The organism is Sphingomicrobium aestuariivivum, from assembly GCF_024721585.1.
GTDB lineage: Bacteria > Pseudomonadota > Alphaproteobacteria > Sphingomonadales > Sphingomonadaceae > Sphingomicrobium > Sphingomicrobium aestuariivivum.
The window spans coordinates 2258992-2272212 of sequence record NZ_CP102629.1 but is presented as its reverse complement, the minus strand read 5'-3'; the positions used below and the strand labels follow the sequence as shown (position 1 = coordinate 2272212).

General features: G+C 66.5%; 12 protein-coding genes. 5 read left to right on the top strand and 7 right to left on the bottom strand.

Annotation, left to right across the window (positions count from 1 at the left end; translation table 11 throughout):
* The first annotated feature begins 8 nt into the window (after positions 1–8).
* Positions 9–473: a hypothetical protein gene (locus NUW81_RS11665; protein WP_245113469.1), complete on the top strand. Its 465-nt coding sequence runs from the start codon at positions 9–11 to the stop codon at positions 471–473.
* Between the two features lie 60 nt (positions 474–533).
* Here NUW81_RS11665 and NUW81_RS11660 read toward each other — a convergent pair whose 3' ends face one another.
* The 3 genes from NUW81_RS11660 to NUW81_RS11650 form a co-directional block, all read right to left on the bottom strand.
* Positions 534–1568 carry a TerC family protein gene (locus NUW81_RS11660; protein WP_245113467.1) on the bottom strand — a complete coding sequence of 345 codons (1035 nt, stop codon included), beginning with the start codon at positions 1566–1568 and terminating at the stop codon, positions 534–536.
* Positions 1561–2766 (bottom strand): Na+/H+ antiporter NhaA, encoded by a 1206-nt coding sequence (nhaA, locus tag NUW81_RS11655; RefSeq protein WP_245113465.1) that lies wholly within the window; start codon positions 2764–2766, stop codon positions 1561–1563. Before nhaA ends, NUW81_RS11660 begins: the two co-directional genes overlap by 8 nt.
* 121 nt (positions 2767–2887) lie before the next feature.
* Entirely contained in the window at positions 2888–3073 is a 186-nt protein-coding gene (locus NUW81_RS11650; protein ID WP_245113463.1) for a DUF465 domain-containing protein, read from the bottom strand.
* Positions 3074–3352: 279 nt separating this feature from the next.
* Here NUW81_RS11650 and NUW81_RS11645 point away from each other — a divergent pair, with 279 nt between their 5' ends.
* The 3 genes from NUW81_RS11645 to NUW81_RS11635 all read left to right on the top strand — a co-directional run bounded on the left by NUW81_RS11645 (position 3353) and on the right by NUW81_RS11635 (position 6556).
* On the top strand, positions 3353–4138 hold the full coding sequence (locus NUW81_RS11645) for an ion transporter (RefSeq protein ID WP_245113461.1): 786 nt from the start codon (positions 3353–3355) through the stop codon (positions 4136–4138).
* A gap of 232 nt (positions 4139–4370) precedes the next feature.
* Positions 4371–6296 carry an acetate--CoA ligase gene (acs, locus tag NUW81_RS11640; protein ID WP_245113459.1) on the top strand — a complete coding sequence of 642 codons (1926 nt, stop codon included), beginning with the start codon at positions 4371–4373 and terminating at the stop codon, positions 6294–6296.
* 5 nt (positions 6297–6301) lie between these two features.
* Positions 6302–6556 (top strand): imm11 family protein, encoded by a 255-nt coding sequence (locus tag NUW81_RS11635; protein WP_342370360.1) that lies wholly within the window; start codon positions 6302–6304, stop codon positions 6554–6556.
* 12 nt (positions 6557–6568) lie between these two features.
* On the opposite strand, the gene NUW81_RS11630 is transcribed toward NUW81_RS11635, so the two are convergent.
* The 4 genes from NUW81_RS11630 to NUW81_RS11615 all read right to left on the bottom strand — a co-directional run bounded on the left by NUW81_RS11630 (position 6569) and on the right by NUW81_RS11615 (position 10137).
* Positions 6569–8020 carry a hypothetical protein gene (locus tag NUW81_RS11630; RefSeq protein ID WP_245113456.1) on the bottom strand — a complete coding sequence of 484 codons (1452 nt, stop codon included), beginning with the start codon at positions 8018–8020 and terminating at the stop codon, positions 6569–6571.
* The gene (locus NUW81_RS11625; protein WP_245113455.1) at positions 8017–9102 is read right to left on the bottom strand and encodes a hypothetical protein; all 1086 of its coding nucleotides are present in this window, start codon (positions 9100–9102) and stop codon (positions 8017–8019) included. The genes NUW81_RS11630 and NUW81_RS11625 overlap by 4 nt, the downstream gene beginning before the upstream one ends.
* Positions 9099–9704, bottom strand: a complete 606-nt coding sequence (locus NUW81_RS11620; protein WP_245113454.1) for a C39 family peptidase — start codon at positions 9702–9704, stop codon at positions 9099–9101. Before NUW81_RS11620 ends, NUW81_RS11625 begins: the two co-directional genes overlap by 4 nt.
* 79 nt (positions 9705–9783) lie before the next feature.
* Positions 9784–10137: a hypothetical protein gene (locus NUW81_RS11615; RefSeq protein WP_245113453.1), complete on the bottom strand. Its 354-nt coding sequence runs from the start codon at positions 10135–10137 to the stop codon at positions 9784–9786.
* Positions 10138–10319: 182 nt separating this feature from the next.
* Between NUW81_RS11615 and NUW81_RS11610 the strand changes: the two genes are divergently transcribed.
* On the top strand, positions 10320–13208 hold the full coding sequence (locus tag NUW81_RS11610; protein ID WP_245113451.1) for a helix-turn-helix transcriptional regulator: 2889 nt from the start codon (positions 10320–10322) through the stop codon (positions 13206–13208).
* Positions 13209–13221 lie beyond the last annotated feature (13 nt).

The following is a 13221-nucleotide window of genomic DNA, read 5'->3' as shown; positions in this document are numbered from 1 at the left end:
AAGTGAGAATGGCCAAGGCTGACATTGTTGCAAACGTCTTCGTTTCCAACGTCCATCAGGACCGTGAAGGTCAATGGACGGGCGATTTCATCTACCAGCAGACCTACCCCAAGGGCCCTGAACTGTTCGTGCGGGAGAATGGCGACATCGACCTCAACAGCTTCGATGGCCCCGTCAACATCCGGTTCGACTGGGCATCGCCATTCGTGACCATCGAGGACAAGCTTTATGGCTGCAGTTACCTCACGCCGTCCTACAAGACCTTCACCTTCCCCGACAATGCCGGCGGCGAGATCCACGCCAACCGCGCCGACCCGTCCAACGACACCATGTCGATCACCTACACCGACGATAATGACGACGGGAAAACGCGCGAATACACGCTCTGCGTGTGGGCCAACACCAATGGCGACGGCACCAATGGCACCCGCATCTACAACGATCCCAAGCTGATCAACCGCACCAATAACTGACGTCGATATGTCCTGGCCCCTTCGCGCGACCGACCGGCTGCAACGCCGGTCGGTGCGGGGTCAGCCAGCGATATTGCCGATATGGCGACCGTCCCCCTCCGGTTCGGCCGGCCAGTCGGCCTCCTCCTCGCCCCGGGTGCGCCAGAGCGAATAGAGGACGCCCGCCGCGATCAGCCCGAAGGTGACACCAAGGCTGATCCATGCCGGGATCTTGCCGCCGTCCAACAGGAAGTCGGCGACGAAGATCTTCGAGCCGATGAACACCAGCACCGCGGCCAGCGCATATTTGAGATAGTGGAAGCGGTGGATCATCGCGGCCAGCGCGAAATAAAGCGCGCGCAAGCCCAGGATCGCGAAGATGTTGCTCGTATAGACGATGAACGTATCGGTCGTGATCGCGAAGATCGCGGGCACGCTGTCCAGCGCGAAGACGAGGTCGGCGATATTGATCACGACCAGCGCGAGCAGCAGCGGGGTTGCCGCGCGCACCATCTTGCCGGTCTTGGGATCCTCGACCTTCACGAGGAAGCGCTGGCCGTGGAGTTCCTTGGTCACCGGCATGTGGTTGGAGATCCACTGCACCGCGCGATTGTTGCCGATATCGACCGCGTCATCGCCGGCGAAGAACATCTTCACCCCCGTGAAGATCAGGAAGGCGGCGAAGATGTAGAGCACCCAATAGGCCTCGGCGAGCAGCGCCGCTCCGCCCGCGATCATCAGGCCGCGCAGCACGATCACCGCCATGATACCCCACAAGAGCGCGCGATACTGGTATTTCCGGGGGATCGCGAAATAGCTGAAGATAAGGCTGATCACGAAGACATTGTCGATGGACAGCGCCTTCTCGATGAAGAAGCCGGTGTAATATTCCATCCCCGCGGTCGCCCCGCGCTCGACCCACACCCACAGGCCGAACAGCATCGCGATGCCGATATAGAAGGCCGACAGCTTGAGGCTCTCGCCGATGCCGAGCTCGCGGTCTTCCTTGTGGAGCACCCCGAGGTCGAAAGCGGTGAGGATGATGACGATGGCGAGGAAGGCCATCCAGAACCAGGCAGGCGTGCCGAGCCAGTCGGCCGAGAAAAATTCAAGCATTTGCCGGGACTCCTTCGCCCGATGTCGACGCCGCTTTGTCGGGCAGGCTCGACTTGAGAAGCAGGTATCCCGTCACCGCGGCGATCAGCGAACCCGACAGGACGCCGATCTTGACCTGGTTGATGAACGCGGGGTCGGCAAAGGCGAGGTTGCCGATGAACAGGCTCATCGTGAAACCGATGGCGGCAAGAAGGCTCATCGCGTGCAATTGGCGCCAGCCCACGCCTTCGGGCAGCTGGGTGATCCCGCTCTTCACCGCGAGCCAACCGAAGCCGAAGATGCCGATCTGCTTGCCCAGGAGCAGCCCCAGCGCGATGCCGAGCGGTAGCGGCGCGAGGATATCGGACAAGGAAATGCCGGCAAGGCTGACGCCTGCATTGGCGAAACCGAAAATGGGGATGATCAGGAAGGCGACATAGTAGTGCAGCGCATGCTCCATGCGGATGAGCGGCTCCTGCCCGCGCGCGGCAAGCGGCACGGTCATCGCCGCGGCCACCCCGGCGAGCGTGGCATGGACGCCCGACTTGAGCACGAACACCCAAAGCACGACCGTCAGCACCACATAGGGCCAACTGTCCGCGACCCGCGCACGGTTGAGCGCGATCATCGCGCCCAGCGTGATCGCGGCTCCCACCAGCATCTCCATCGCCACGCTCTCGGTATAGAAAAGCGCGATCACCGCGATGGCGCCGATATCGTCGATCACCGCCACCGCGAGGAGGAGCGCCTTCAAGGCCACCGGCACGCGGCTGCCGAGCAATGCGAGCACGCCCAGGGCGAAGGCGATGTCGGTTGCCGCCGGGATCGCCCAGCCGCGCAGCGCCTGCGGGTCGCCCCAGTTCATGGCGGCGAAGATCATCGCGGGCAACGCCATGCCGCCCACCGCCATGACGAGCGGCAGGCTGGCCTTGCGCCAGCTCGACAACTGGCCGGTCATCACCTCGCGCTTCACCTCGAGCCCGACGAGGAAGAAGAAGACCGCCATCAAGCCATCGTTGATCCACAAGATGAGCGGCTTGTCGATCACCGCGCCGCCGATGCCGGCCACCACGGGCACGGCGAGCCAGTCGCGATAGAGACCGGCGAGCGGCGAATTGGCGACGAGCACGGCCAGCGCGGCGGCGATCATCAGGAGGATGCCGCCCGCGCTCTCCTTCTTCAAAAAGTCGCGCAACGCCGGCGCGATGGTGGAGATCATGTCATCTTCCCTGTTTGCTTTGACGCGTAGCGCCCGGAGAGCCGCGAAGGTTCATCGCCGGGCGCTCGAAAAATGGTCCGCCGGGGCACCCAACGGATACCCCGGCGGTGGCGCCGCTGGCTTAACGCGACATCTCGGAGCGCGAGGACAGGTGCAGTCGATACAGCATGTCCTTGGCGCGCAATTTCATCTTCTTGAGTTTCGAGATGGCCACGCCATCGGGCACCTTGCGACGCTGTTCGGCGCGCAGGTGCTCGTCGATCTTCTGGTGGATCTCGGTCAGTCGATACATTCGGGCCGTCATCATTCGTCTCCTCGTGACAAGAAGGTTCATGGTGATCGGAAGACCGATGCGGCGCGACGCGACCTTGGGAGGGGATGGGAAACGGCCCGTCGGTTCGCATCGGATCTTCCGATACGGTCCGACATCACGCGCTTTTGCCCGACCTTCGAGCAAAGCCCGCCAGAGGGGCCCGGTCCGTATGCAAAGAACTATGGGCGGCAAGCGCGGTTCCGTAGATGGACCAAGGGCCGTATCGAGCGCACGGCCCCTATCGTCCCGCGAAAAGCCCCCTATATGGCGCGCATGACCATCGAGACCAGCAGCCAGGGCCTTCGCGATTCCGTGCGCCGCCTCGTCGAGGATCGGCGCTTCGAGCGCTTCATCATCGGCGTCATCATCGTCAACGCGATCGGTCTCGGGCTCGAGACCTCGCCGGCGGTCATGGCCGGCTATGGCAGCATTGTCGCAACGCTCGACCGCGCTGCCATCGCCATCTTCGTTGTCGAAATCGCATTGAAGCTCTTCGTCTATCGCCACCGCTTCTTCGCGAGCGGCTGGAACCTTTTCGATTTCGTGGTGGTCGCGGCAGCGCTGGTACCCGCTTCCCAGCAATTCTCGGTGCTGCGCGCGCTAAGGGTGCTGCGTGCGCTGCGGCTCGTCTCGGTCATTCCCAGCATGCGCCGGGTGATCGTCGGGCTGTTCAATGCCATCCCCAGCATCGGCACGGTCATCGTGATGCTGCTGCTGCTCTTCTACATCAGCGCGGTGATGGCGACCAAGCTGTTCGGCGGTGCCTTCCCCGAATGGTTCGGCAGCCTCGGTGCCTCCCTCTATTCGCTGTTCCAGATCATGACGCTGGAAAGCTGGTCGATGGGGATCGTGCGCCCGTTGATGGAGGTCTATCCGCAGGCCTGGCTCTTCTTCGTGCCCTTCATCCTGATGACCAGCTTCATCGTCCTCAACCTGTTCATCGGTGTCATCGTCAATGCCATGTCCGAGGCCACCGACGAGGAAGCGCATGACGAACGCGAGGAAATCCTCACCGAATTGCGCGCCTTGCGCGCGGAAGTGCGCGCCCTGCGGCAATAGCCCTCAGAAGCGATATTTGGTGCCGATCTTCCGTTCTGGATGGAACGCGCGCGGCACGCCCCTCCACGCCCGCTCGCCCGTTTGATTTCGATATCCCCATCCTCCCTTCCCGCCGTTAATTCGCCATTGCCGACTTGGGGGGAAAGCGGAGATTTTATGAGGATTTGTCCCCCGAGACAGTGCAAATCGCCTGTGTTAGCCTCGCCCCGATCCAGTTGGTCAGGAGGGACAGATGGACGCGATCAACCCGCCGCTCATGAGCGTGGACAGCCATGCCGACGCCGAAGCCTACGGCCGCCTTTACGCCCGCTCGCTCGAGGACAATGACGGCTTCTGGCTTGAGCAGGCTCGGCGCCTCGACTGGACCACCGCCCCGACCCGGGCGGGCAACTGGTCCTTCGATCCGGTCGACATCCGCTGGTACGAGGACGGCGTCCTCAACCTGTGCCACAATGCGGTCGACCGCCATGTCGCCGCCGGCCATGGCGAACAGGTCGCGCTGATCTTTGAGCCCGACGATCCGGCACAGCCCGCGCGCACCATCACCTATGCCGAGCTCCGGCGCGAGGTCGTGGCCATGGCCAATGCGCTGAAAGCAATCGGCGTGAAGAAGGGCGACCGCGTCACCCTCTACATGCCGATGATCCCCGAAGGCGCCTTTGCCATGCTCGCCTGCGCGAGGCTGGGCGCGGTCCATTCGGTCGTCTTCGGCGGCTTCTCGCCCGAAGCGCTGGCAGGCCGCCTCACCGATTGCGACAGCCACTTCGTCATCACTGCCGATGAAGGCCGCCGCGGCGGCAAGACCGTACCGCTGAAGGCCAATGTCGATGCCGCGCTCACCCGCGATGGCGTCGCGGTCGACGCCGTCCTTGTCGTCCGCAACACCGGCAGCGACATCGAGTGGTGTCACGACCGCGACCATTGGCTCCACGACGTGCGCGGCGACGCCGACTGCCCGTGCGAGCCGATGCAGGCCGAAGACCCGCTCTTCATCCTCTACACTTCGGGTTCGACCGGAAAGCCCAAGGGGGTGCTCCACACCACCGGCGGCTATGGCGTCTGGGCGGCGAGCACCTTCCACTATGTCTTCGACTACCAGCCGGGCGAGACCTATTGGTGCACCGCTGACATCGGCTGGGTCACGGGGCATAGTTACATCGTCTACGGCCCGCTCCTCAATCGCGCGACCAGCGTCATGTTTGAGGGCGTGCCCAACTTCCCCGATTTCGGGCGTTTCTGGCAGGTGGTGGAGCGCCACAAGGTCAACATCTTCTACACCGCGCCCACCGCGATCCGCGCGCTGATGCGCGAGGGCGATGATCCTGTCACGGCGCACGACCGCTCGAGCCTGCGCATCCTCGGCACCGTCGGCGAGCCGATCAATCCCGAGGCCTGGCGCTGGTATCACGATGTCGTGGGCGAAGGGCGCTGCGCCATCGTCGACACCTGGTGGCAGACCGAGACGGGCGGCATCATGATCACCACCCTGCCCGCCGCCCAAGCCATGAAACCCGGAAGTGCTGGCAAGCCCTTCTTCGGCATCAGCCCCCAGCTCGTCGACAATGACGGCGCGGTCCTCGAGGGCGCGGCCGAGGGCAACCTCTGCATCGCCGCCTCGTGGCCGGGGCAGGCGCGCACCGTTTACGGCGATCACGATCGCTTCATCCAGACCTATTTCTCGACCTATCGCGGCAAATATTTCACCGGCGACGGCTGCCGCCGCGATCGCGATGGCTATTATTGGATCACCGGCCGCGTCGACGATGTCATCAACGTGTCGGGCCATCGCATGGGCACCGCCGAGGTGGAAAGCGCGCTCGTCCTCCACCACGACGTCGCCGAGGCGGCCGTCGTCGGCTATCCGCACGACATCAAGGGCCAGGGCATCTATTGCTACGTCACGCTCAATGCAGGGGTCGAACCGTCCGATGACCTCGCCGCCGAATTGCGTGCCCATGTCCGCAAGGAGATCGGCCCCATCGCGACGCCCGACCATCTCCACTTCACCCCCGCGCTCCCCAAGACCCGCTCGGGCAAGATCATGCGGCGTATCCTGCGCAAGATCGCGGAGAACGACTATGGCGCGCTCGGCGACACCTCGACGCTCGCCGATCCCGGGGTCGTCGATGCGCTGATCGAGGGCCGGCAGAACCGCTAGGTCTGGTGCCGCCCGGATTCGACCTCACCGCCCCACCGAGGCTCGTCTTTTCCGCCGCGAAGATCGGGGGTGCTCACATGTGGTGCGACAAGCATTTGTCGATGGGCGTCTTCATCTCCGATGAACTGAAGGCCGCCTTCGACGAGGCGGGCCTCACGGGTATCGAGCCCAAGCCGGTAGACACCGTAAGCGCCAGCGACGAAGCCAAAGGACCCCCAGCCGAGGCGAGGAAGGGGCTGCTGAAGCGCCTCTTCTCCTGACGCGACCTCTCTTCAAAAAGCCATTTGCCCGCCGACCAGCACGACGTCGGTCTTCGCCTCCTGGCTCGACCAGCTCGACCCGTCGGGCAAATTGCCGCCGCTGAGGAAGTTCAAAGGCACGAAACCGTCGACATGCACATATTCGGCGAACAGCTTCATCGCCGGATCGGGCAGCCAGGCGATGCCGCCCACCCACTGGTCCTGCTTCTCCCACGGCGAGCCACTGTCGCCCGCGCGAAAACGGCTGAACTCGGCCGATAGCGCGAGGCGGTGGCGGTCACGCCCCGCGACCCGACCGAACAGGCCGAGGCGGGCGCCAAGGGTGAAGCTCTCGGTATCGCGCGCCTCGTAGATGCTGAGCGGATTGGCGGGATCGGGCACGGCCGATCCGGGCCACGGCCTGGTCGTCGTCGCATAGTCGGCGAGCAGCGTGACCGGTCCGTAGCGCAGCCGCCCGTAAGCCGCCCATGCCGGCACATTCTCCGCGCAGGGCGAGAAATGGGTAACCGGATAGGCCTGGCAATAGGGGCTGCCGTGGAGGTAGCTCGCCCCCGCCATCACCTCGCCCTTCTCGCCAAGTGCCAGCGTGTAGCGCCCGTCCAGCGCAAAATTGTTGGTGCGCGAAGGCACAGCGGTGCCATCGACCGGCGTATTGGCGGCGCGAAACTGCGCGCCCCCCTGCACCGCCATCGCGCGGACATGCAGACCGCCCGAGGCGAGCCCCACCTGTCCCCCGAAGGCGAGCCCGCCAAAGGCATGGTAATTGCTCGAATTGGTGAAGGGGCTGAGCGTGTCCATGAGGCCGAAGGGCACGTCGAGCTTGCCGATAAGCGCATAGACGGGCCGCTTGTCGAGATTGCCCCACAGGATCCACCCGCGCCGCAGCTGCACCTGGTTGCGGGTCAGCGCGGTGATGGTCCCCGGCCCGAAGCTCTGTTCGGGATCGTAGAGCAACTCGACATAGCCGGTAAGCTCCTCTCCCACCGTCGCGGTCAGCGCGAGCTGCGCGCTGTGGAGCACGATCTCGGTAGCGCGGTCGCCGACCTGGTTGGCGATGGTCGGGTGGCGCATGAGATAGCCGAAGCTGCCGGGCGAATTGCTCGACTGCCAGTCGGCGATGGCGGTGATGCCGCCCGACAGGATGACGCGGTGCGCGAGCTCTCCCTCGGCCCGCGCCTCGAGCTGGCGCAGCGGGCGTTCGGTGATGCCCTCCGTATGCTCGAGCATCTCGGCGGCATAGGTGGCGCTCGTGCCGACCAGACCTGCGGGTCCTTCCGGCGCTGCCGGCGTGATGGATGGCGCGGGCGCTTCCTGCGCCTCCAACGTGGCGACCCGCGCCCGCAACGCCGCATTCTCGCTCTCGAGCCGGTCCAGCCTTTGGAGCACGGCGGACAGGTCCTCGCTCGCGGCCCCGGCGGGCTGTACCGCGACGCCCAGCAGCAGCCCCAGCAGCGCCGCGCTCATCGCGACACCCTGATCGGGGTGGCGAAGGTCAGGGCGAGGTCGGGTGCGCGCTCGGTCAGCCCGACGGCGACGCCGACATCGACGAGCAATCCTCGCTTGGCGATCACCGACGTGCCGAAGGAGAGCGAGGCGCTGGTCCCGCCCGATCCCGGCACCGGCACCCCGTCCACGCTGACATCGCCAGCATGGCTCTGGCTATATTGCAGGCGCAGCGAGGCCTCGGGCGAGACCGCCAAATAGCTTGCCAGCGAGAAACCCCAGCGGCCGCCGGGATCGACCCCGTCCCGCTCGAATCTTTTGTCCCACGACAGGCTGCCCGCGAAGACGAGCGGGTCGAGCCGCTGGCTGGCCGACAGGCCGACGCCGAGCCCGTGATAGCCGCCGCCGAGAAGGCCATGGTCTTCGCCGCGCACTGCCGTGCCGAGCGTGCCGCTGAGGCGCCCGATCAGGGTCGGGATGGCGCGCTCGCCGCCGAGCAGGACGTGCGAGAGCGAAACGCTCACATCGCCCACCCCCGAGGCCGTGTCGTCACTATCCGACAGCGGCGTGCCATTGGCGAACAGCACGTCGCGGCGCGCGGCGAGCCGCCACGGCACCGAGGCGTCGAGCTGCATATTGGCGGGAAGGCCGACGCGGGCGCGCAGCCGCGCCTCGTGATAGGCAAGCCGGCGCTGCTCGCTTGCCAGCACGGGCGTCCCGTCCATGACCGCGAGCGCTGCACGCTCCGAACTCGAGCGCGAATAGGTCAGCGAGGGGACGAGTTCGACCGCGCCGGGCGAGACCAGCGCCGTCCCCGCCTCGACCAGCGTGCGTTCGAGCGCGCGCTCGGCATCGGGGTCGATCGCCTGTCCGGGCGGCGGGGTGCGGGAGGAAGCGACGGCGTTCGGCATCGCCGCCGCTTCCCGTGCCGCCAGCCGCCGTTCGAGCCGCTCGATCCGGGCCTCGAGCCGCGCGATAAGCGCGTCGCGCTCCTCCTCGGCGGTGCTGGCGGCGGGCGCGGGCGTCTCCTCCTGCGCCGCGGCCGGTGCGCAACCGGCGGCCAGTGCGCCGGCGCACAGCAGCGCGCGCAAGGCCGCGCTCACGGCCGCACCATGTGAAGCTGGTCGCGGTCGAAGGCGAGCGCTCCCGCCGTCACCCCGGCATCGCCGACAAGGGCGATGCGAAATCCGATGCGCCCTAGCCTCGCATCCTCCATCCATGCCCGCTCGAACCGGTCGGCGGTCATGGTGCGGTTGCCAAAAGCGGGATCGGCGAGCAGCACCTCGCCGCCCTCCCGCCCGCGATAGATCACGAAATGGGGATAGCCGGTGAAATCCACCGGCACGATCAGCGGCGCGAGCAGGTCGAGCCCCTCCATCGTGAGATTGCCCAGCCCGATCCCCTCATAGCCATAGCGCCGCGCCACGCGGCGCAAGTCGTGCAGCGAAAAGCCGTGGCGGGCGCGCACGATCCACGGATGGTCGAGATATTCCGGGCGGTCGACCAGCATCGCCGCCACCTCGCGCTCGGTCACCGCTTCCCCATGCTGGTGGTTGAGCAGGGTGGCGAGTGCGGCGGCGCCGCAGCTGAGGTCCCATTGCTGGACCACCACCGCCTCGTGCCGCTGTTCGAGCAGCGAGGCCACGGGGCGCGCCCCGTCGGGGGCGGCGGCGAGCGCGGAAAGGCCGATCATCGACATGAACATGGCAATGCCTCCCAACGGGGGCGGAGCGGGTACGGGGCCTGCGAGCATGAAGGCCGCACCCGCTCCGTTTCCCCTGCCCTTACGGGCAGTCCACGCATTCGATGGGGTTGTCGACGCGGCCGGCGGCCCACGGCCCCTCGATGCCCGGCACCTGCATGCCGGAGCCCGTTTCCTTGCCCACCAGTTCGCCGACCGCGGTCAGGCTGCGCAGGAAGGTCGAGTGGCACATGCCGAGGTCGGTGCAGATGAAATTGGTCGCATCCTTGCCCGGCCCGTCGATCCCTTCGAACTGGATCTGGCCGTTGGGCAGCAGGAGATCGCCCGCGGTGACGCGGTCGAGATCGCTGTCGCTCAACGCCACGGGCGCGGGGTCGGTAGCAAGCGCGGGGCCGGAAAGCGCGAACGCGGCGGCGATGGCAAACAGGGTCTTCATAACTCTTTCCCTCCTCATGATGTTGTCTTCACGAAGCCGCGGACCGACGGGCCCGAAGCCTGATGGACTGTCGCGCCAGAGAAGGTTCGGCCGCATCATCAATTATGATGAGGCGCGAGAATTAATCCGCATTACTGTATGGAGTGAAGTCGAGACACCGCTGAGGGAGCCAGGGTGAGGTCATGATTCTCGGGAACCACTTTGTCGGGAGGGACGACGAACTCGCTTCCTTCGCAAAGATTCTCGAGCGGCTGCACGGCGGCGCCGGCCAGCTGGTCGTGGTCTCGGGCCATGCCGGCATCGGCAAGACCGCGCTTGCCCGCCGGATGAGCAGCCGCGCCGCCGAGGACGGCGTGCTCACTTATTGGTCGGCTTTTCCCGAACAGCGCGACTGCCCGCCATATCGCGGCTGGATCGGCCTGTGCCGCAGCATCGCCGCCGACTTCCCGGACAGCGGCGCCGCCGCACTGGTCCAGCAGATGGAAGAACGCGCGAGCGGCCAGCGCTCGCACTGGCAGTTGGTCGACCGGCTGACGGCAGTGCTGCGCGAGGTGGCGAACGACCGGCCGGTCGCGCTCTTCTTCGACGACATCCTCCATGCCGACCGCGCCTCGGCAGCGCTGCTCGAGATGCTCGCGGCCGCGATCGAGGACGTCCCCGTCCTGCTCCTCGTCACGTTCCGCGAAAATGACGGGCTACGCAGCGCCGGCGCCACCGTCCCGCCGGTCGCCGCGATGGCGCACGCCCACCGCTTCGTCGTGCGCGGGATGGACCAGCTCGAATGCGCGCATTTCTGCCATGCGCTGAGCGGCTGGATGCCAGATACGGTCATCGCGCGGCGGCTCCACCGCCAGACCGAGGGCAACCCGCTGTTCCTGCGCCAGATCGTCCAGTCGCTCGTCGACGAGGGACATGTCGCGGACGGCAAGGCAAGCCTGCCGCCGCGCCTGACCATCCCCGAGGGGATCATCGAGGCGATCGGCATGCGCCTGTCCGCCACCTCCCCCGCCTGCCGCCTGCTGCTCGAGAGGGCCGCCGTTCTCGGCCGTGTTTTCGATCTCGCCATCCTGTCCGACCTCGAGCCTGCCTTCGATCCCGCGCTTCTCGACGAGGCCGCCGCGCTCGGGCTCGTCCGCCCCGACGACCCGGTGCGCGGGCGCTGGCAGTTCACCCACGCGCTGGTACGCGAAGTGCTCTATGACGCGATGGCGCCGATGCAGCGGCTGAAGACACATGCAGAGGCGGCCTCGACCATCGAGCGGGTGCGCGGCGCCGACGACCCCGACGTGCTCGCCGCCCTCGCCTATCACGCCTTCGAGGGGCAGATGTTCGTCGGCGCGCGGCGGGTGATCGATTTTGCCTGGCGCGCCGGCCGCCATGCCGTGTCGGTCGCCGCCTATCACGACGCCGCAGCGCAATTCCGCATCGCACTCGAATGCCATTCCATCCCGGGCATCGACGACGAGGAAAGCCGGATCGACACCTGTCTCCTGCTGGCCGAGGCCGAACATCTGGCCGGCGACAATCTCGCCTCGATCGAGGCCAGCCGCCATGCGTTGGAGCTCGCCCGCAAACTCGGCGACTGGTCGCAAGTCGCCGCGGCCGCCATCGCCTACGAGAAAGCGCGGTGGCAGCCGGGACTAGCCTCTGACGAGGTGGCCCCCTGCCTCGAACTGGCTCTGGACCACGCCGACGAGCTGGACGACAATACGGTTGTCCGCCTCCAATATTGCCTCGGCACGGCGCTGTTGAAGCTTGGGAGGCTCGAGGACGCCTATGCTCATGGCATCCAAGCGATCGAGAAAGCGCGTGCCCTCGGCGATCCAGCCGAATTGTGTGACGCAATCGAATTTGGCGTGCATCCGGTCTTCTCCCGCCCGGGCGACCAAAGCGAACGGCTGACGCTGGTCCGCGAGGCCTATGAGGTCGCCAAGGCGCTGCAGGACGCGCCCCGCCTCGCCAATGCCATTATCTCCTATGGCTACCGCTGCGCCTGCATGGGCGACTGGGCGACCTTCCGCATACTTCTTGGCGAGCTTCGGGTCGTCGCCCGCGAGCTGGCGCAGCCGCATTTCCTCTATGTCATGCAAGGCTGGACGACCACGCTAGCCCTGTTCGAAGGCGACTTTGCCGCCGCGTCCGCCTCGGCGGTGAAGGCAAAATCGCTCGGCGAGCGCATTTCGGGCTCGGGCGCGGGCGGCATGTTCGGCACCGTCATGTTCCTGATCCAGCGCGAGCGCGGCACGCTTGGCGCCTTCGCCGAGCTGACCGAGCGGATCGGCGATGCGATGGGCGGCCGCGCCTGGAAGCCCGGCATGGCGCTGATGCTGGCCGAAGCCGGACGCCTCGACCAGGCCTCCGCCCTGCTCGACCGCATCCACCGCGAGGGCATCGCCACCATCCCCGAGGATGACATGCGCCGCCTGACGCTGGCGATGCTGGCCGAGACCTGCTGGCGCACCGGCAACGCAAGGCTCGCGCGTGCCCTCTACGAGGAACTGCTGCCCGACGCCGGCGCGGTGGTCATCAACGGTCCCGTCTTCGCCAATTTCGGCCCTGTCGACCGGCTCCTCGGCCTCGCCAAGGCGAGCTTGCGCAATGTCGACGAGGCCCATCCGTGGCTCGAGAGCGCGCTCGACCAAGCGCGCGACTGGGGCTCGATGCCGGCAATGCTGCGCGTGGCATGCGATCATGTCGAGGTCCTGCTCGCCGATGGCTCGCCGCAGGCCATCCGGCGCGCCCGCGAACTGGAAGAGGAATTTGCCGGCGAGGCCGGACCGCTCGGCATGGCATCTCTCGCGGACCGCTTTGCCGAAGCCGGCACCAAATTGCGCTCGATGGCCGCCAGCCACGGCTTCGACCAGCTCACTCCGCGCGAGGTCGAAGTGCTGCGCGAGATCGCGGGCGGCGCCAGCAACGCCGCCATCTCGCGCCACCTCCACATCTCGGTGCCCACCGTGGCCACCCATGTGCGCAACATCTTCAGCAAGATCGACTGCCGCAACCGCACCGCGGCGGCCGGCTATGCCCGCCGCATCGGGCTCGTCGCCAATGACACACCGGACCAATGACAAGGGGGAAAGA

What these genes read in the sequence shown, in the direction of transcription:
- NUW81_RS11665 (WP_245113469.1), top strand. Translation starts at nt 9, where the DNA reads ATGGCCAAGGCTGACATTGTTGCAAACGTCTTCGTTTCCAACGTCCAT.
- NUW81_RS11660 (WP_245113467.1), bottom strand. Translation starts at nt 1,568, where the DNA reads ATGCTTGAATTTTTCTCGGCCGACTGGCTCGGCACGCCTGCCTGGTTC.
- nhaA (WP_245113465.1), bottom strand. Translation starts at nt 2,766, where the DNA reads ATGATCTCCACCATCGCGCCGGCGTTGCGCGACTTTTTGAAGAAGGAG.
- NUW81_RS11650 (WP_245113463.1), bottom strand. Translation starts at nt 3,073, where the DNA reads ATGATGACGGCCCGAATGTATCGACTGACCGAGATCCACCAGAAGATC.
- NUW81_RS11645 (WP_245113461.1), top strand. Translation starts at nt 3,353, where the DNA reads ATGACCATCGAGACCAGCAGCCAGGGCCTTCGCGATTCCGTGCGCCGC.
- acs (WP_245113459.1), top strand. Translation starts at nt 4,371, where the DNA reads ATGGACGCGATCAACCCGCCGCTCATGAGCGTGGACAGCCATGCCGAC.
- NUW81_RS11630 (WP_245113456.1), bottom strand. Translation starts at nt 8,020, where the DNA reads ATGAGCGCGGCGCTGCTGGGGCTGCTGCTGGGCGTCGCGGTACAGCCC.
- NUW81_RS11620 (WP_245113454.1), bottom strand. Translation starts at nt 9,704, where the DNA reads ATGTTCATGTCGATGATCGGCCTTTCCGCGCTCGCCGCCGCCCCCGAC.
- NUW81_RS11615 (WP_245113453.1), bottom strand. Translation starts at nt 10,137, where the DNA reads ATGAAGACCCTGTTTGCCATCGCCGCCGCGTTCGCGCTTTCCGGCCCC.
- NUW81_RS11610 (WP_245113451.1), top strand. Translation starts at nt 10,320, where the DNA reads ATGATTCTCGGGAACCACTTTGTCGGGAGGGACGACGAACTCGCTTCC.